Raw genomic sequence first — 21,144 nt, 5'->3', positions numbered from 1 at the left:
GCCGAGCCGGAACGCCGCTTGTCGTCGGTGGAGCTGCTCGACACCACCGAGCACACCCGACTGGCGCGGTGGGGCAACCACGCGGTGCTGACCGAGCGCATGGAGCCCGTAACGGTCGCGGGACTGTTCGCCGCGCAGGTGGCGCGTACTCCGGATGCGGTGGCGGTGACGTTCGGGGATGGGTCGATGACGTATCGGGAGCTCGATGAGGCTGCTAATCGGCTGGCTCACGTGCTGGCGGGGCGGGGTGTGGGTCCGGGTGCGTTTGTGGCGCTGGTGTTTTCGCGCTCGGTTGAGGCGATCGTGGGCATTGTGGGGGTGCTCAAGTCCGGGGCGGCCTATCTGCCGATCGATCCGGCGCTGCCGGCGGCTCGCGTGCAGTTCATGCTCACCGATGCGGCCCCGGTGGCGGTGATCACCACCGCGGAGTTGGCGGGCAGGCTGGAGGGGTTCGACCTGACGGTCATTGACATCGCCGATCCCGCGATCGTCGCCCAGCCCGGTTCGCCGCCGCCGTTGCCGGATCCGGGCGATGTGGCGCATGTGATCTACACCTCGGGTACCACGGGGGTGCCCAAAGGGGTGGCGGTGACCCAGCATAACGTCGCGCAGTTGTTCGATGACCTGCGGATCGGTGTCGCGTTGTCCGCTGAGCAGGTGTGGACGCAGTTTCATTCGTATGCGTTCGACTTTTCGGTGTGGGAGATTTGGGGTGCGTTGCTGCATGGCGGGCGCCTGGTCGTGGTGCCTGATGCGGTGGCGCGCTCGCCCGAGGAGTTCCACGCGCTGCTGGTCGACGAGGGCGTCACGGTGTTGACCCAGACCCCCTCGGCGGTGGGCATGCTGTCGCCGCAGGGGTTGGATGGGACGGCGTTGGTGATCGGTGCCGAGCCGTGCCCGCCCGAGTTGGTGGATCGGTGGGCGCCGGATCGGGTGATGGTCAACGTCTATGGCCCGACCGAGACCACGATGTGGGCGTGTAAGAGCGCGCCGTTGAGGGCTGGGTCGGGGTTCCCGCCGATTGGCTCGCCGGTGAGGCGGGCGGCGTTTTTCGTGCTCGACGAGTGGTTGCGCCCGGTGCCTGCCGGTGTGGTCGGCGAGCTGTATTTGGCCGGCGAGGGTCTGGGCGTGGGCTATTGGCGCCGCCCCGGGCTCACGGCGTCGCGGTTCATGGCCTGCCCCTTCGGGGCACCCGGTGCCCGCATGTACCGCACCGGCGACCTCGTCTGCTGGGGCCACTCCGGATCCGGGGAGGGCCAGCTGCAGTATCTGGGGCGCGCCGACGAACAGGTCAAGGTCCGCGGCTACCGCATCGAACTCGGCGAAATCCAGGCCGCCCTGTCCGCGCTCGACGGGGTCGAGCAGGCGGTCGTCGTCGCCCGCGAAGACCGGCCCGGCGACAAGCGCCTGGTGGGCTACATCACCGGGACCGCGGAACCCGCCCGGGCGCGCGCCGCGGTGGCCGAGCGCCTCCCGGCCTACATGGTCCCGGCCGCGGTCGTGGCGCTCGACACGCTGCCCATGACGGTCAACGGCAAACTCGACACCCGCGCCCTGCCCGCACCCGAATATCGCAACGCCGATCACTACCGCGCGCCGAGCACCGCCGTCGAAGAGATCCTGGCCGGCATCTACGCCCAGGTCCTCGGCGTCGAACGGGTGGGCGTCGACGACTCGTTCTTCGACCTCGGCGGCGACTCGCTGTCCACCATGCGCCTGATCACCGCGATCAACACCGCGCTGGAGACCGACCTCGCGGTGCGCGTCGTCTTCGAGGCACGCACGGTCGCCCAGCTGGCACCCCGCATCGCGGAGAGCTCGGGCCGGCTGGAACCGCTGGTGGCGGGGGAGCGGCCCGCGGCGGTCCCGTTGTCGTTCGCGCAGAACCGGTTGTGGTTCATCGACCAATTCCAGGGTCCCTCACCGCTGTACAACATGGCCGCCGCCTTGCGGCTGCGCGGGCGGCTCGACACCGAGGCGCTCGGGGCGGCGCTGGCCGACGTGGTGGGCCGCCATGAGAGCCTGCGCACCCTGTTCCCGTCGCACGAAGGCACGCCCCGACAGGAGGTCGTGCCCGTCGAGCGCGCCGAATTCGGCTGGGACGTCGTCGATGCCACCGCATGGCCGGCGAGCCGGCTGGACGACGCCGTCAAGGAGGCGACGCGCCACACCTTTGACCTGGCAGCCGAGATCCCCATTCGGGCCCGGCTTTTCACGGTCGCCGGGGACGAGCACCTGCTGGTGATCGTCGTGCACCACATCGCCGCGGACGGCATGTCGCTGACGCCGCTGGGCGCCGATCTGAGCCTGGCCTACACCAACCGGGCCGCTGGTCGGGCCCCCGGCTGGGCCGACTTGCCGGTGCAGTACATCGATTACACGCTCTGGCAGCGCGCCCAGTTCGGCGACCTCGACGACCGCGACAGCCGCATCGGCGCCCAACTGGCGTACTGGGAGCATGCCCTGGCCGGCATGCCCGAACGCCTCGAGCTGCCCACCGACCGCCCCTACCCGCCCGTGGCCGACCAGCGTGGCGACAGCGTGGTGCTGGACTGGCCGGCCGAGCTGCAGCAGCAGGTGCGCAGGGTGGCCCGCGAGCACAACGCGACCAGCTTCATGGTGGTCCAGGCCGCCTTGGCGGTGCTGCTGTCGAAGGTCAGCGCGAGTTCCGATGTGGCGGTGGGCTTCCCGATCGCCGGGCGGCGCGACCCCGCGCTCGATCAACTGGTGGGCTTCTTCGTCAACACGCTGGTGCTGCGCGTCGACCTGGCCGGCGACCCCAGCTTCGCCGAACTGCTGGAACGGGTTCAGGCGCAGAGCCTGGCCGCCTTCGAGCACCAGGACGTACCGTTCGAGGTGCTGGTCGAGCGGGTCAACCCGACCCGGAGCCTGACTCATCACCCGCTGGTGCAGGTGATGCTGGCCTGGCAGAACTTCGCCGGGCACGACGACCCCGCCGCCGGCTTGGCGTTGGGCGACCTCGACGTGACGTCCGTTCCCGTCGAGGACCAGTCGGCCCGCATGGACCTGGTGTTCTCCCTCGCCGAACGCTGGACCGAGAACGGGCAAACCGCCGGTATCGGCGGGCGGGTGGAATTCCGCACCGACGTGTTCGACGCCGCGACCATCGAGACGCTGATCGGCCGCCTGCGGCGGGTCCTGACCGCGATGACCGCCGACCCCACCCACCCGCTGTCGTCGATCGATCTGCTCGACCAGGCCGAGCACGATCGCCTCAAAGAGCTTGGCAACAACGCGGTTCTGACCCGGCCGGCACCGGCGCCGACGTCGGTGCCGGAACTGTTCGCCACGCACGTCGCCCGCACCCCGGATTCCGTGGCGCTGGTGTGCGACGGCCTGTCGGTGACCTACCGGGAACTGGACGAGGCCTCCAACCGGTTGGCGCATTGCCTGGCCTCCGCGGGTGCGGGACCGGGACGGACTGTGGCGCTGCTGTTTTCGCGGTCGGCCGAGGCCGTCGCGTCGATCCTCGCCGTGCTCAAAACGGGCGCGGCCTACCTGCCGATCGACCCGTCCTCGCCGGACACGCGCATCGACTTCATGCTCGGCGACGCCAAACCGGTCGCCGCGGTGACCACCGCCGACCTGGCCGAGCGGTTCAACGGTCGCGGCGTGACGGTCATCGACGTCAACGATTCCCGCATCGACACCCTGCCCGAGACGCCCCTGCCGGCACCCGGGCCGGACAACCTCGCCTACCTGATCTACACCTCCGGCACCACCGGTGTCCCCAAAGGCGTTGCGATCACGCATCGCAACGTCACTCAGCTGCTGGGATCCCTGGACGCCGGCCTGCCGGCCGCCGGGGTGTGGTCGCAATGTCACTCGCTGGCGTTCGACGTCTCGGTGTGGGAGATCTTCGGCGCGCTGCTGCGCGGCGGGCGACTGGTGATCGTCCCCGAGGCCGTGACGGCTTCGCCGCAAGACCTGCATGACGTCCTGGTTGCCCAGCACGTCAGCGTGTTGACCCAGACCCCGTCGGCGGTGGCCATGCTCTCGCTGGAGGGGCTCGACTCGGTGTCGCTGGTGATGGCCGGTGAGGCCTGCCCCGCCGAGGTCGTCGACCAGTGGGCACCCGGGCGGGTCATGATCAACGCCTACGGCCCGACCGAGACCACGATGTGCGTGACCATCAGCGCGCCCCTGGCGGCCGGGATGGGGCCGGTTCCCATCGGCTCCCCGGTCCCCGGCGCGGCGCTGTTCGTGCTCGACGACTCGTTGCGGCCGGTGCCGCCCGGGGTCGTCGGTGAGCTGTACGTCGCCGGATCCGGTGTCGCCGCCGGATATGTCGGCCGGCCCGGCCTCACGGCGTCGCGGTTCGTCGCCTGCCCGTTCGGCGGGGTCGGAACCCGCATGTACAGCACCGGCGACCTCGTCCGCTGGGACGACTCGGGACCCGGTGAAGGCCAACTGCAGTGCCTCGGCCGCGCCGACGAGCAGGTCAAGATCCGCGGCTACCGCATCGAGCTCGGCGAAATCCAGTCCGCCCTGGCCGGATTCGACGGCGTCGACCAGGCCGTCGTCGTCGCCCGCGAGGACCGCCCTTCGGACAAGCGACTCGTCGGCTACGTCACCGGCAGCGCCGACCCCGCCCAGCTGCGCGCCGCGCTGGCCGAACGGCTGCCCGCCTTCATGGTGCCCGCCGCGGTGGTGCGACTCGACGCGATTCCGTTGACGCCCAACGGCAAACTCGACGCGCGCGCCCTGCCCACACCGGAATACACGGCCGGCGAGTACCGCGCCCCCGAAACGCCCACCGAGGAAATCCTGGCCGGCGTCTACGCTGGGGTCCTCGGCGTCGAGCGGGTCGGGGTCGACGACTCCTTCTTCGACCTGGGCGGCGACAGCATCTCCGCGATGCGTCTGGTCGCCGCGATCAATGCCAGCCTGGACACCGGCCTCGCCGTGCGCGCCGTGTTCGAGGCGCCCACCATCGCGCAGCTGGCGCCCCGCATCGGCGAGGGCGGCAGCGGGCTCGAGCCGTTGACGGCCGCCGAGCGGCCGGCGGTGGTGCCGTTGTCGTTCGCGCAGAACCGATTGTGGTTCCTAGATCAATTGCAAGGGCCCTCACCGGTGTACAACATGGCGGCGGCGCTGCGGTTGGACGGGCCGCTCGATGCCGACGCCCTGGGCGCCGCGCTCGGTGATGTGGTGTCCCGCCACGAGAGCCTGCGGACGGTGTTCGTCGCACCCGAGGGGCTGCCGCAGCAGGTGGTGATCCCCGCCGACAAGGCCGACTTCGGGTGGGAGGTCGTCGACGCCGGCGCCTGGTCGGCCGACCAGCTGGACGAGGCGATCGGCGCCACCGCCCGCTACACCTTCGACCTGTCGGCCCAAATCCCGTTGCGGGCGGAGCTTTTCCGCATCCGCGACGACCGGCACGTGCTGGTGGCCGTGGTGCACCATATCGCCGCCGACGGCATGTCCCTCACCCCGCTGGTCCATGACCTGGGGATGGCGTATGCCGGCAGGTGCGACGGGCGCGGCCCCGGCTGGCCGCCGCTGCCGGTGCAATACGTCGACTACACGCTCTGGCAGCGTGCGCAATTCGGCGATCTCGACGACGGAAACAGCCGCATCGCCGCGCAACTCGCGTACTGGGAAGAGGCCCTGGCCGGGATGCCGGAGCGGTTGCCGCTGCCCACCGACCGGCCCTATCCGCTGGTGGCCGACCAGCGCGGCGCCACGGTCGAGATCGACTGGCCCGCCGAACTGCAACAGCGGGTCGCCGACGTGGCGCGCCAACACAATGCCACCAGCTTCATGGTGATCCAGACCGCCCTGATGGTGCTGCTGTCGAAGGTCAGTGCGAGTTCCGATGTGGCGGTGGGCTTCCCGATCGCCGGGCGGCGCGACCCCGCGCTCGACGAACTGGTCGGGTTCTTCGTCAACACCCTGGTGCTGCGGGTCGATGCGGCCGGCGATCCCACCTTCGCCGAGCTGCTCTCCCAGGTGCGCCACCGCAGCCTGGCCGCCTACGAGCACCAGGACGTGCCTTTCGAGGTGCTGGTCGAGCGGCTCAACCCCGCCCGCAGCCTGACCCATCACCCGCTGGTCCAGGTGATGCTGGCCTGGCAGAACTTCGCCGGCCAGGAGAGCGGCCCCGCCGCCGGGCTGTCCCTCGGCGATGTCGACGTCACGCCCATCCCGGTGGACACCCACACCGCCCGAATGGATTTGACGTTCTCGATGGGTGAGCGCTGGAGTGACGCGGGTGAGCCCGCCGGGATCGGCGGCACCGTGGAATTCCGCACCGACGTGTTCGACGCGGCCAGCATCGCGGCGCTCATCGGCCGGTTGCAGCGCGTGCTGGTAGCGATGACCGCCGACCCCGCGGGGGCGGTGTCGGCGGTGGACCTGCTCGACGACACCGAGCACGCCCGCCTGGACGAGTTGGGCAACCGCGCGTCGCTCACCGGGCGGGCCACCGAGACCGGCTCGATCCCGGAGCTGTTCGCCGCCCAGGCGGTTCGCGCCCCGGACACCGTCGCGCTGGTATGCGAGGGCCGCGCGACGACCTACCGCGAGCTCGACGAGGCGTCGAACCGGCTGGCGCACCTGCTGGCCGGCCGCGGGGCGCGACCGGGACAGGCCGTGGCGCTGCTGTTCTCGCGCTCGACCGAGGCGATCGTCGCCATTCTGGCCGTGCTGAAGACCGGCGCGGCCTACCTGCCGATCGATCCGGCGCTGCCGGCCGAGCGGATCGGCTTCATGCTCGCCGACGCCGCCCCGATCGCCGCGCTCACCACCGCCGGTCTCCGCGACCGGCTCGACGACCACGACGTCATGGTCATCGACGTCGGTGATCCCGCCGTCGACACCCAGCCCGCGACCGCCTTGCCGGCACCGGGTCCGGACGACCTCGCGTACCTGATCTACACCTCGGGCACCACCGGTGTCCCCAAAGGCGTTGCGGTCACGCACCGCAACGTGACCCAGCTGCTGGCCTCGCAAGACTCGGGGCTGCCGCGCACCGGCGTGTGGTCGCAATGGCACTCGCTGGCCTTCGACGTCTCGGTCTGGGAAATCTTCGGCGCCCTGTTGCAGGGCGGCCGGCTGGTCGTGGTGCCCGAATCCGTCGCGCGCTCACCGGAAGATCTGCACGCGCTTCTGGTGGCCGAACAGGTCAGCGTGCTGAGCCAGACCCCGTCGGCGGCCGGAGCGCTCTCGCCCGATGGCCTGGAGGCGGCCGCGCTGGTGGTCGCCGGCGAGGCCTGCCCGGCCGAACTCGTGGACCGCTGGGCGCCCGGGCGCGTGATGATCAACGCCTACGGCCCCACCGAAGCCACCATCTACGCCGCGATCAGCGCGCCGCTGCCGGCCGGATCGGGCGCAATCGGGCCAGTGCCGATCGGCTCCCCGGTGCCCAACGGGGCGTCGTTCGTACTCGACGAGTGGCTGCGGCCGGTGCCGCCCGGCGTGGTCGGCGAGTTGTACCTCGCCGGCGCCGGCGTGGCCTGCGGCTACTGGAAGCGGGCCGGCCTGAGCGCGTCGCGGTTCGTGGCCTGTCCCTTCGGGGCGCCCGGATCGCGCATGTACCGCACCGGCGACCTGGTGCGCTGGCGCGCGGACGGGCAACTGGACTACCTCGGCCGCGCGGACGAGCAGGTCAAGATCCGCGGCTACCGCATCGAACTCGGCGACGTGCGGGCGGCGCTCGCGTGGGTGGACGGCGTCGAGCAGGCCGTCGTCGTCGCCCGCGAGGACCGGCCGGGGGACAAGCGCCTCGTCGGCTACGTCACCGGCACCGCCGACCCGGCCGCGGTCCGCGCCGCGCTGGCCGAACGGCTGCCGGGCTACATGATTCCGGCCGCCGTGGTCGTCATGCAGGCCCTGCCGCTGACCCCCAACGGCAAACTCGACACCCGCGCGCTGCCCGCGCCGGAATACTCCGACACCGACCAATACCGCGCCCCCGACAACGCCATCGAAGAAATCTTCGCGGGCATCTACGCCCAGGTGCTCGGGCTCGAGCGGGTCGGCGTCGACGACTCGTTCTTCGACCTTGGCGGGGACAGCATTTCGTCGATGCAGGTCGTGACGCGGGCGCGCGCCGCCGGCCTGGTGTGCAAGACCCGCGACATCTTCGTCGAGCAGACCGTGGCCCGGCTGGCCCGCGTGGCCGAGGTGGTCGACGCCGACGCCGTCGTGGTCGACGAGGGCGTCGGCCCGGTGGCGGCCACCCCGATCATCCGCTGGCTGCGCGATGTGGAAAGCGTTGGCGGACAAGTCGATCAGTTCAACCAGGCCATGCTGGTGCAGGCCCCCGCCGGGGTCACCGAGGCCGACGTGGTGACCGTGCTGCAGGCCCTGCTGGATCGCCACGCCATGCTGCGGCTGCGCGTCGACAAGCGAGGCGACGAGGACGGCTCCGGCGACTGGGCGCTGACGGTGCCCGAGGCGGGCTCGGTCGACGCCGCCGAGCGCCTGCACGTCGTGGACGAGCTGTCCGATGCGGCGGTCATCGACGCGCGGTCGCGGCTGAACCCGGCCGCCGGGGTGATGCTGAGCGCGCTGTGGGCCGGCGCCACCAGTCAGCTCGTCGTGATCGTTCACCACCTCGCCGTCGACGGCGTTTCCTGGCGAATCCTGTTGCAGGACTTGAACATCGCCTGGGCCCAACACCACAGCGGTCAGTCGGTCGAGCTGCCCGCCGCGGGCACCTCGTTCGCCCGGTGGTCGGCACAGCTCGCCCAGCATGCGCGCCACCCCGACGTCGTCGACCAGGCGGGGCGCTGGACCGAGGTGGCCGCGGCCCCGCCGGCCCTGCCCGCGGTCCGCCCCGACGTGGACACCTTCGCCACGGCCGGCCACCTCTCGATGGAGCTGGACGCCGAGACCACCGCCGCGCTGCTCGGCGAAGTGCCGGCGGCGTTCCACGCCGGAGTCCAAGACATCCTGCTGATCGCGTTCGCCCTGGCGTGCGCGAAGTTCTCCGGCAGCCGCGGGCCCGTCGGCATCGACGTCGAAGGCCACGGCCGCCACGAGGAACTGGGCCGCGACATCGACCTGTCCCAGACCGTCGGGTGGTTCACCACCAAATACCCGACGGCCCTGAACCTGGGCGGTGTCTCCTGGGCGCAGGTCGTCGCGGGCGGCGCCGCGCTGGGTGCGGCGCTCAAAGACGGCAAGGAACAGCTCCGGGCGCTGCCCGACCCGCTGACTTACGGGCTGCTGCGCTATCTCAACCCCGAGATCGACCTGGACGGCTCCGAACCGCCGATCGGATTCAACTACTTGGGGCGCCAGGGCGGCACGGGCGAGCTCACCGCGGACATGTGGCGGCCCGATCCGGACGGCTGGTCGGTCACCCGGGCGGCCACGTCGATTCTCATGCCGCTGATGCACACCCTCGAACTCAACGCGGTCACCGTCGACGCCGCGGACGGCCCACGGCTGCACGCCAACTGGACCTGGGCGCCGTCGGCGCTCGACGACGAGCAGGTCACCCGGCTGGGGCGGCTGTGGTTCGAGGCCCTCGCGGGTGTCTGCGCCCACGTGCGCTCCGGTGGTGGCGGACTGACGCCGTCGGACATCGCGCCCGCCCGCCTGAGCCAACAGCAGCTCGATCAGCTTGCGGGGCAACATCGTATCGCCGACGTGCTGGCGTTGACCCCGGTCCAGCAGGGACTGTTGTTCCACGCCAACACCGCACCTGCGACCGACGACCTGTACGCGGGACAGTTGAACATCAGCATCGCCGGCCCGCTTGACCCGAACCGCCTGCGCGAGGCCGTGCATACCATGATCGCCCGGCATCCGAACCTGGTGGCCCGCTTCTGCGACCGATACGACGAGCCGGTGCAGATCATCCCGGCCGACCCCGCGCCGGCCTGGCAGTACTTCGAACTCGACGGCGGCCCCGCAGACACCGCAGACACCGAGGACACCGCCGCCGACGAGGCGATCCAGCGGCTGTGCGCCGCCGAACGCGCGGCCGTCTGCGGCGACCTCGCCGAACAGCCCGCGTTCCGAGTGGCGTTGGTGCGCACCGCATCCGAGCGCTACCGACTGGTGCTGACCAACCACCACATCGTGCTCGACGGCTGGTCGATGCCGATCCTGCTCGGCGAGATCTTCGCCGCCTACTACGGGCAGCGGCTGCCCGCCGCGGCGCCCTACCGCGGCTTCGTCAGCTGGCTGGCCGAACGCGACCTCGACGCCGCCCGCGCGGCCTGGAGCGAGGTGTTCGCCGGCTTCGACACCCCGACGCTGGTCGGGCCGCAGGACCGCACGGACCTCGGGCGGCAAAGCGCCGACTCCTTCGCGTTGCCCGCCGACCTCACCCAGGCCGTCGCCGACCTGGCGCGCTCCCGCCACACCACCGTCAACACCGTGCTGCAGGCCGCCTACGCGCAACTGCTGTGCGGGTTGACCGGCCAACGCGATGTCGTCTTCGGCACCACGGTGTCGGGCCGGCCCGCCGAAATCGCCGGCGCGGACACCATGGTGGGCCTGCTGATCAACACCGTGCCGGTGCGGGCGAACATCACCGCCGCCACCACCACCGCCGACCTGCTGGACCAACTGCAGGGCGCCTACAACCACACGCTGGATCACCAGCACCTGGCGCTCAACGAGATTCACCGCATCACCGGACAGGACACGCTGTTCGACACCCTGTTCGCCTACGAGAACTACCCGATCGACGCCAGCGCCCTGTCCGGCAACCACGAACTGGCCGTCACCGACATCACCAGCCGCGAATCCACCCACTACCCGTTGACGGTGCAGGCCCAACCGGGTCGGGAGATGCGCCTCCAAGTCGAATACGACACCGACGTTTTCGACGCGGCGCGGATCGCGACGCTGATCGAACGACTGCAACGGGTGCTGGCCGCCATGACCGCCGACCCCACGCGGCGGCTGTCGTCGATCGACGTGCTCGAGCCCGCCGAACACGACCGCCTCGACGCGTGGGGCGACCGGAAGATCCTGACCCAGGACAGCACGCGGGCCTCGATCCCGGAGTTGTTCGCCGCCCAGGCGGCGCGCGCCCCGCACGCACCGGCGGTGACCTTCGAGGGCCGGTCCATGACCTACCGCGAACTCGACGAGCGCTCGAACCGGTTGGCGCACTTGCTGATTGACCGCGGGGTCGGCCCCGGCGAGTCCGTGGCGCTGTTGTTCCCCCGGTCGGACGACGCGATCGTGGCCATCCTGGCGGTGCTGAAGACCGGCGCGGCCTACCTGCCGATCGACCCGGCCCTGCCGGCGGCCCGCATCGACTTCATGCTCGGTGACACCGTGCCCATGGCCGCGCTCACCGTCGCCGCGCTCGCCGACAAGCTCGACGCGCATGACCTGATGGTCGTCGACATCCACGACCGCGCCGTGCGCACCCGGCCGGCCACCGCGCCGCCGGCGCCGGCACCCGAGCACGTCGCGCACATCATCTACACCTCCGGCACCACCGGCCTGCCCAAAGGCGTTGCGGTCAGCCATCACAACGTCACCCGGCTGTTCGACGCGCAAACCGTCGGCGTCGAGTTGTCGGCCGACCAGGTGTGGACGCAGTTCCACTCGTATGCCTTCGACTTCTCGGTGTGGGAGATCTGGGGTGCGCTGCTGCACGGCGGGCGCCTCGTCGTAGTCCCCGATTCGGTGGCCCGCTCGCCGATGGACTTCCACGCCCTGCTGGTCGCCGAAAAGGTCACCGTCCTGAGCCAAACCCCGTCGGCGGTGCGGATGCTGTCGCCGCAGGGATTGGATGCCGCGGCGCTGGTGATCGGCGCGGAGCCCTGCCCGCCGGAACTGGTGGACCGCTGGGCGCCCGGGCGGGTGATGGTCAACGTCTACGGCCCGACCGAAGCCACGATCTTCTCCACGACGAGCACGCCGTTGAGCGCGGGTTCGGGTGCGCCCCCGATCGGCTCGCCCGTCCCCGGGGCCGCGTTGTTCGTCCTCGACGGGTGGCTGCGCCCGGTACCGGCCGGCGTGGTCGGCGAGTTGTACGTCGCCGGCCGGGGGGTCGGGTATGGCTATGTGCGCCGCGCCGGGCTGACCGCGTCGCGGTTCGTGGCCTGCCCGTTCGGCGAGCCGGGTTCGCGCATGTACCGCACCGGTGACCTGGTGTGCTGGGGCAGCTCCAGTTCCGGTGACGGGCAGCTGCAGTACCTGGGCCGCGCCGACGAGCAGGTCAAGATCCGCGGCTACCGCATCGAGGTCGGCGAGGTGCGCTCGGCGCTGGCCGCCCTCGACGGGGTGGACCAGGCCGTCGTCGTCGCCCGCGAGGACCGTCCCGGCGACAAGCGCCTCGTCGGCTACCTCACCGGCGCCGCCGACCCGGCCGACGCCCGCGCCCAGCTGGCCGAGCGGTTGCCGGCCTACATGGTTCCCGTGGCCGTGGTGGCGCTCGAGGCGCTGCCGATGACCGTCAACGGCAAGCTCGACATCCGCGCGTTGCCGGCGCCGGAGTACTCCGCCGCCGGGTACCGCTCGCCGACCACCCCCACCGAGGAGATCCTGGCCGGCATCTACGCCCACGTGCTCGGTGTCGAGCGGGTCGGCGTCGACGACTCCTTCTTCGACCTCGGCGGCGACAGCATCTCGGCGATGCGCGTCATCGCGGCGATCAACAGCGCCATGGACACCGGCGTTCCGGTGCGGGTCATCTTCGAGGCGCCGACCGTCGCCCAGTTGGCGCCGCGCATCGGTGAGGACACGGGCCGGCTGGAGCCGCTGGTGGCCGGCGCGCGGCCGGCGGTGGTCCCGCTGTCGTTCGCCCAGAGCCGGCTGTGGTTCCTCGACCAGCTGCAGGGGCCGTCCCCGGTCTACAACATGGCCGCGGCGCTGCGGATGCACGGACGCCTCGACGCCCAGGCGCTCGGCGCGGCGCTCGCCGATGTGGTGGCCCGCCACGAGAGCCTGCGGACGGTGTTCGCCGCGCCCGACGGAACACCCCAGCAGGTGGTGATCCCCGCCGAGCAGGCCGACCTCAGCTGGCGCACCGTCGACGCCCGCAGGTGGTCGGCGGGCCGGCTGCGCGAGGCCATCGACATCGCCGCCGCCGAAACCTTCGACCTGGCGACCCAAATCCCGCTGCGCGCTTCGCTTTTCCGCGTCGCCGAGGACGAACACGTGCTGGTCGCCGTGGTTCACCACATCGCCGCGGACGGCTGGTCGCTGCGGCCGCTGGTGCGCGACCTGGGCATGGCGTACGCCAGCCGGTGCGCCGGGCGGGCCCCCGACTGGGAGCCGCTGCCGGTGCAATACGTCGACTACACCCTGTGGCAGCGCGACCAGTTCGGGGAGCTCGCCGACAGCGGCAGTCGCATCGCGGCGCAGCTCGCCTACTGGCAGGAGGCGCTGGCCGGCATGCCCGAGCGGCTGCAGCTGCCCACCGACCGGCCCTACCCGCAGATCGCCGATCAGCGCGGGTCGGCCGTCGAGGTGGATTGGCCGGCGGACCTGCAGCAGCAGGTCGCCGGGCTGGCCCGCGAGTACAACTCCACCAGCTTCATGGTGGTGCAGGCCGCCTTGGCGGTGCTGCTGTCGAAGATCAGCGCCAGCACCGACGTGGCGGTCGGCTTCCCGATCGCCGGGCGGCGCGACCCCGCGCTCGACGAGTTGGTCGGCTTCTTCGTCAACACCCTGGTGCTCCGCGTCGACCTGGCCGGCGATCCCAGCTTCACCGACCTGCTCGCCCGGGTGCGCGCCCGCAGCCTCGAGGCGTTCGAGCATCAGGACGTGCCCTTCGAGGTGCTGGTCGAGCGGGTCAACCCGGCGCGGAGCCTGAGCCACCACCCGCTGGTCCAGGTGATGCTGGCCTGGCAGAACTTCGCCGGCCAGGACGGCGACCCCGGGGCCGGGCTGGCCCTCGGCGACGTGCGGGTCACCTCGATGCCGCTGGACACCCAGGTCGCGCGCATGGACCTGGTGTTCTCGCTGGCCGAACGCTGGACCGACGGCGACGAGCCCGCCGGGATCGGCGGGCGGGTCGAGTTCCGCACCGACGTGTTCGACGCGGCCAGCATCCGGGCGCTGATCGGGCGGCTGGAGCGGGTCCTGACGGCGATGACCGCCGATCCCACCCGCCCGATGTCGTCGGTGGATCTGCTCGACGCGGCCGAGCACGCCCGCCTGGACGCCCTGGGCAACCGCGCGGCGCTGACCGCACCCGTGACCAGAGACGCGTCGGTTCCGGAGCTATTCGCCGCGCAGGCGGCCCGCATCCCGGACGCGGCGGCGCTCAGCTTCGGGGACCGCGCCTGGACCTACCGCGAGCTCGACGAGGCCGCCAACCGCCTGGCGCACCGGCTCGCCGGCTTCGGCGTGGGGCCCGGCGAGCGGGTGGCCCTGCTCTTCCCGCGGTCGGCCGACGCGATCGTGGCGATCCTGGCGGTGCTCAAGTCCGGGGCCGCGTACCTGCCGATCGACCCCGGGCTCCCGGACGAGCGGATCGGGTTCATGCTCGCCGACGCCGCCCCGATGGCCGCGATCAGCACCGGCGAGCTCGCCGCGCGGTTGCGCGGACATCACGTCGTGGTCCTCGACGTGAACGACCCCGCGATCGACGCCCAGCCGGCCACCGCGTTGCCGGGCCCGCGCGCGGACGACATCGCCTACCTGATCTACACGTCGGGCACCACCGGTGTGCCCAAAGGTGTTGCGGTGAGCCACCGTAACGTCGTGGGGCTGCTGGCATCCGAGGACTCGGGCCTGCCGCGCGAAGGCGTGTGGTCGCAGTGGCACTCGCTGGCCTTCGACGTCTCGGTCTGGGAGATCTTCGGCGCGCTGCTGCAGGGCGGGCGGCTCGTGGTCATCCCCGACGCGGTGGTGCGGTCCCCGCAGGACTTCCACGCGCTGCTGGTCGACGAACAGGTCAGCGTGATCAGTCAGACCCCGTCGGCGGCGGGCCTGCTGTCGCCCGAGGGGCTGGGCTCGGCCACCCTGGTGGTCGCCGGGGAGGCCTGCCCGACGGAGCTGGTGGACCGGTGGGCGCCGGGCCGGGCGATGATCAACGCCTACGGCCCCACCGAGGCGACGGTGTACGCGGCGGTCAGCGCGCCGCTGAGGGCCGGGTCGAGCGTCATTCCGATCGGATCTCCGGTGCCCGGCGCGGGGCTGTTCGTGCTCGACGAGTCGCTGCGGCCGGTGCCGTCCGGCGTGGTCGGCGAGCTGTACGTGGCCGGCGCCGGCGTGGCCTGCGGCTACTGGCGCCGGTCCGGGTTGACCGCGTCGCGGTTCGTGGCCTGTCCGTTCGGGGCGCCCGGATCGCGCATGTACCGCACCGGCGACCTGGTGTGTTGGGGGTCCGACGGGCAGCTGCAGTACCTGGGCCGCGCCGACGACCAGGTCAAGGTCCGCGGCTACCGCATCGAGCTCGGCGAGGTGCGTTCGGCGCTGGCCGCCCTCGACGGCGTGGACCAGGCCGCCGTCGTCGCGCGCGAGGACCGCCCCGGCGCCTTGCGCCTGGTCGGCTACGTCACCGGGGGAGCGGACCCGGTCGAGCTGCGCGCCCGGCTGGGCGATCACCTGCCGGCCTACATGGTCCCGGCGGCGATCGTGGCACTCGACGCGCTGCCGCTGACTCCCAACGGCAAGCTCGACGCGCGGGCCCTGCCGTCACCCGAATACACCGACGCCGATCGCTACCGCGCCCCGGAGACCCCGGTGGAGGAGACCCTGGCCGGCATCTACGCGCAGGTCCTGGGCGTCGAGCGGGTCGGTGCCGACGACTCGTTCTTCGACCTGGGTGGGGACAGCATCTCCTCGATGCAGGTGGTGACCCGGGCCCGGGCCGCCGGACTGGCGCTGCGGACCCGCGACATCTTCACCGAACAGACCGTGGCCCGGCTGGCCCGGGTGACCGGCGTCGCCGACGGCGAGGACGGCGTGGTCGACGAGGGCACCGGGGCGATCACCGCCACCCCGATCATCCGCTGGCTGCGCAGCCTGGAAAGGGCAGGCGGGCACGTCGACCAGTTCAACCAGACGATGGTGCTGCAGGCGCCCGCCGGGGTCACCGAGGCCGACGTGGTGACCGTGCTGCAGGCCCTGCTGGACCGGCACGCCATGCTGCGGTTGCGCGTCGACCAGGATTCGGCCGACGGCTCGGGCGAGTGGTCGCTTCAAGTGCCCGAGCCGGGCTCGGTGGACGCCGCCCAGCGCGTGCTCTCGGTGGACGAACTGTCCGACGCGGCGGTCATCGAGGCGCGGTCGCGGCTGAACCCGGCCGCCGGGGTGATGCTCAGCGCGCTGTGGGTCGCCCCCGCCCGCCAGCTGGTGCTGATCGTTCACCACCTGGCCGTCGACGGGGTGTCCTGGCGGGTCCTGCTGGAGGACCTCAATATCGCCTGGGGACAGCACCACCACGGGCAGCCGGTGGCGCTGCCGGTGGGCGGCACCTCGTTCGCCCGCTGGGCCGCGCTGCTGGCCGAACACGCGCAGGCGCCGGCGGTGCTCGAGCAGGCCGACGCCTGGCGGCAGGTGGCGGCGACCCCGCCCGCTCTGCCGGCGGTGCGTCCCGAGCTGGACACCTACGAGACCGCCGAGAACCTGTCGGTGACGTTGAACGTCGAGACCACTCGCACGCTGCTCGGTGCGGCGCCGGCGGCCTTCCACGCCGGGGTCAACGACATCCTGCTGGTCGGCTTCGCGCTGGCGTGGGCGGAATTCCTAGGCTCCACGGTTGCTGCCGGCACCCCGATCGGCATCGACGTCGAGGGCCACGGTCGCGACGAGGACCTGGCCGCCGGGGTGGACCTGTCCCGCACCGTCGGCTGGTTCACCACCAAATACCCGGTGGCCCTCAACGTCGGCGGCCTGTCCTGGGCGGACGTCGCGGCCGGCGCGCCGATCCTGGGCGCGCTGATCAAAGACGCCAAGGAGCAGCTGCGCGCCCTGCCCAACCCGCTGACCTACGGGTTGCTGCGCTACCTGAACGACGAGGTGGACCTCGACGGCCCCGACCCGACGATCGGCTTCAACTACCTGGGCCGGCTGGGCGGCTTGGGCGCTGGAGGAGCCGCCGAGCTCTCCGACGAGCTGTGGCGGATCAGCCGGGACGGCTCGCCGGCAACCGCCGCCAGCACCGCGGTGCCCATGCCGCTGATGCACACCGTGGACCTCAACGCCGGCACCATGGACACCGAGGATGGCCCCCAGCTGCACGCCAACTGGACATGGGCGCCCTCGGCGCTCGACCGCGAGCAGGTGGCCCGGCTCAGCGCGCTGTGGTTCGAGGCTCTGGCCGGCATCTGCGCGCACGTGCGCTCCGGGGGCGGCGGATTGACCCCGTCGGACGTGGCCCCGGCGCGGTTGGACCAGCCGCAGATCGACCAGCTCGAGCGGAATCACCGGATCGCCGACGTCCTGCCGCTGACGCCGTTGCAGGAGGGGCTGCTCTTCCACGCCACCACCACGCGCGGCACCGACGACCACCTCTACGTGGTGCAGCTGGACCTCAGCCTGGCCGGTCCGATCGACCGCGACCGGCTGCGCGACGCGATGCACGCCGTGATTACCCGGCACCCGCACCTCGTCGCCCGGTTCAGCGACCAGTTCGACGAGCCGGTGCAGATCGTCCCCGCCGACCCGGCGATGGCCTGGCGCCACCTCGAGGTCGCGGCGAACGGATCCCAGCCCGAGGAGCAGATCCAGCGCCTGTGCGCGGCCGAACGCTCGGCCGTCTACGACCTGGCCGACCAACCCGCCGTTCGGGCGGTGCTGGTCCGCACCGGGCACGACCGGCACCGGCTGGTGCTCACCATTCACCACATCGTGCTCGACGGCTGGTCGGTCCCGATCCTGCTGAACGAGACGTTCGCCTGCTACACCGGCCAGCGCCTCCCGGCGGCCCCGCCCTACCGCAGGTTCGTCACCTGGCTGGCCGGGCGCGACCTGGACGCCGCGCGCGCGGCCTGGGCGCACGTGCTCGACGGCTTCGACACCCCGACGCTCCTCGGCCCGCCGCAACAGCTGGAACCCGGCGCCCGGGGCGTCCAGTCGTTCGCGGTCTCCGCGGAGATCACGGCCGCGCTCAGCGAGCTGGCCCGCGCCAGCCACACCACCGTCAGCACCGTGCTGCAGGCCGCGTGGGCGCAGCTGCTGGCGTGGCTGACCGGTCAGCACGACGTCGCCTTCGGCACCACCGTCTCGGGCAGGCCGGCCGACGTGCCGGGCGCCGACGCGATGGTGGGCCTGATGATCAACACCGTCCCGGTGCGCGCGCGCATCACGGCGGCGACCACCGCGGCCGACCTGCTCGCCCAGCTGCAAAACGCGCACACCGAGACGCTCGATCACCAGCACCTGGCGCTCAGCGAGATCCACCGAATCACCGGTCAGGACAAGCTGTTCGACACCCTGTTCGCCTACGAGAACTACCCGCTGGACACCTCGGCGATGGCCGTCGACCACGAGCTGGGCATCACCGACGTCAACATGTTCGAGCGCAACCACTACCCGTTGACGATGCAGGCCGCGCTGTCCGGCGAGCAGCTCGGCCTCCGGGTCGAGTACGACGCCGGCGTCTTCGACGCGCAGACCATCGGGGCGCTCAGCGAGCGGCTCGAGCGGGTGCTGGTCGCCATGACCGCCGATCCGGCCCGGCCGCTGTCATCGGTGGACCTGCTCGACGCGTCCGAACACGCGCGCCTCGACGCGATCGGCAACCGGGCGGTCCTGGCGCGGGCGCCGCTCGAATTGCCGTCGATTCCGGCGTTGTTCGACGCCCACGTGGCCCAGACGCCGGACGCGGTGGCGGTCCGCTGGGGCGACCTGTCGATGACGTACCGCGAACTCGACGACGCCGCCAACCGGCTGGCGCACCTGCTGGCCGCCGAGGGCGCGGGCCCGGGACAGTCTGTGGCGCTGCTGTTTTCGCGGTCGGCGCAGGCGATCGTCGCGATCCTGGCGGTGCTCAAGACCGGGGCGGCCTACCTGCCGATCGACCCGGCGGCGCCGGCGACCCGGATCAGGTTCATGCTCGAGGACTCCGCGCCGGTCGCGGCCGTCACCACCACGGGCCTGCGCTCGCGGCTGGATGGGTGCGGCCTGACGGTCATCGACATCGAGGACGCACCGACCGACACCGTCGCGGGCACGCCGCTGCCGGCGCCCCCGGCCGACGGCGTCGCCTACATCATCTACACCTCGGGCACCACCGGCGTTCCCAAAGGTGTTGCGATCACTCATCGCAACGTGACGCAGCTGTTGGAGCCGTTGGATGCGGGCCTGCCGCGAGTGGGCGTGTGGACGCAAAGCCACTCGTACGCTTTCGACGTCTCGGTGTGGGAGATCTTCGGCGCGCTGCTGCGCGGCGGGCGGCTGGTGGTCGTGCCCGAGTCGGTGGCGCGCTCGCCGCAGGACTTCCACGCCTTGCTGGCGGCCGAAGGGGTCAGCGTGCTGACGCAGACCCCGTCCGCGGTGGCGATGCTGTCCCACGAGGGGCTGGAATCGGTGTCGTTGGTGATGGCGGGCGAGGCCTGCCCGCCCGAGGTGGTGGACCGCTGGGCGCCGGGCCGGGTGATGGTCAACGCCTACGGCCCGACCGAGACGACCATGTGCGTGGCGATCAGCGCGCCCCTGTCGGCGGGATCCGGGACGCCACCGATCGGGTCGCCGGTGGACGGCGCGGCGCTGTTCGTGCTCGACGCGTGGTTGCGTCCCGTGCCCGCGGGCGTCGTGGGGGAGCTGTACGTGGCCGGCGACGGCGTGGCCGCGGGGTATGTCGGCCGGTCCGGGCTGACCGCGTCGCGGTTCGTGGCGTGCCCGTTCGTCGGCGCGGGAGCGCCTGGACAGAGGATGTATCGGACCGGGGACCTGGTCCGCTGGTGCGACTCCGGATCCGGTGCCGGCCAGCTGCAGTACCTCGGCCGCGCCGACGAGCAGGTCAAGATCCGCGGTTACCGCATCGAGCTCGGCGAGGTCCAGACCGCGCTTGCCGCACTGGACGACGTCGATCAGGCGGTGGTGATCGCCCGCGAGGACCGCCCCGGCGAGAAACGGCTGGTGGGTTACATCACCGGCACCGCCGACCCCGGCGAGGTCCGCACCGCGCTCGCCCAACGGCTTCCGGGCTACATGGTGCCGGCCGCGGTCGTCGGGCTCGACGCGCTGCCGCTGACACCCAACGGCAAACTCGACACCCGCGCGCTGCCCGCGGCGGAGTACACCGGCAGCCGGTACCGGGCGCCGTCGAACGCCCTCGAAGAGGCGCTGGTCGGCACCTTCGCCCGCGTGCTCGGTGTCGAGCGCGTCGGGGTCGACGACTCGTTCTTCGACCTGGGCGGCGACAGCATTTCGGCGATGCGCCTGATCGCGGCGATCAACACCGGCCTGGGCGCCGACCTCCCGGTGCGCACGTTGTTCGACGCGCCGACGGTCGAGGCGCTGGGTCAGCGGCTGCGCACGCCCACGACGGACACCGACGAGGTGGTTCCGGTGCAGACCCTCAACCAGGGGGCCGGCGGCGCTCCGCTGTTCTGCGTGCATCCCGCCGGCGGGGTGAGCTGGCCGTACCAGGTGCTCGGAAACCACCTGGACTGCCCGATCATCGGGATCCAGCAGATCCCGCGCAACGGCGACGGCGGCCCGGGGTCCATCCGGGCGATGGCGCAGACGTATGCCGACCGGATCCAGGACGCCCATCCCGACGGGCCCTACCACCTGCTGGGCTGGTCGTTCGGCGGGGTGGTGGCCCACGAGGTCGCCATCGAGCTGCAGCGCCGCGGATGCGTGGTCGGGAGCCTGATCCTGCTCGACGCGCAGCCCGGCCTCGACGCCGCCGTCGATGGCGGCACCGCCCTTCCCGAGCACGCCCTGGGCGAGCAGCGGGTGCTCGAAGGAGGCGGCCCGCCCAGCAAACCGCTCGTCGGGCAGCTGCTGAGCAACCTCAACGACAACATCGAGCTCTACCGCCGCCACGAGCCCGGCTGCTTCGAGGGTGACGTCACCGTGTTCGCCGCGGAGCGGGACCAAGGCGATGACGGCGATCGCGGCGCGCGGCTGTCGCGATCCTGGGCGCCCTACGCCTCCGGCGACATTCGGGTGCACGCGGTCGACTCCACGCACCACGAGATGCTGACCGCTGCATCGGTCGAGACGTACGGCGAACAACTCCGCGACCTTCTGCGCGCGACGATGCGAGCCACCTCACACTCCCGCCGATCACGGTGA

Annotated in this window: 1 protein-coding gene (only partly in view); it reads left to right on the top strand. The window is 71.9% G+C overall.

The window, feature by feature from the left end; translation table 11 throughout:
* A protein-coding gene (locus G6N26_RS05390; protein WP_163648732.1) for a non-ribosomal peptide synthase/polyketide synthase crosses the window boundary here: on the top strand, positions 1–21,144 show its 3' portion. The gene continues 10,176 nt to the left of window position 1, outside the view; 21,144 of the gene's 31,320 nt are visible here — the last part of the coding sequence; the start codon falls outside the window, past its left edge; it ends in the stop codon at positions 21,142–21,144.

The sequence above is a fragment of the Mycobacterium marseillense genome (assembly GCF_010731675.1).
GTDB lineage: Bacteria > Actinomycetota > Actinomycetes > Mycobacteriales > Mycobacteriaceae > Mycobacterium > Mycobacterium marseillense.
The sequence above is the reverse complement of the archived record's forward strand: the minus strand, read 5'-3'. Positions and strand labels throughout refer to the sequence as shown.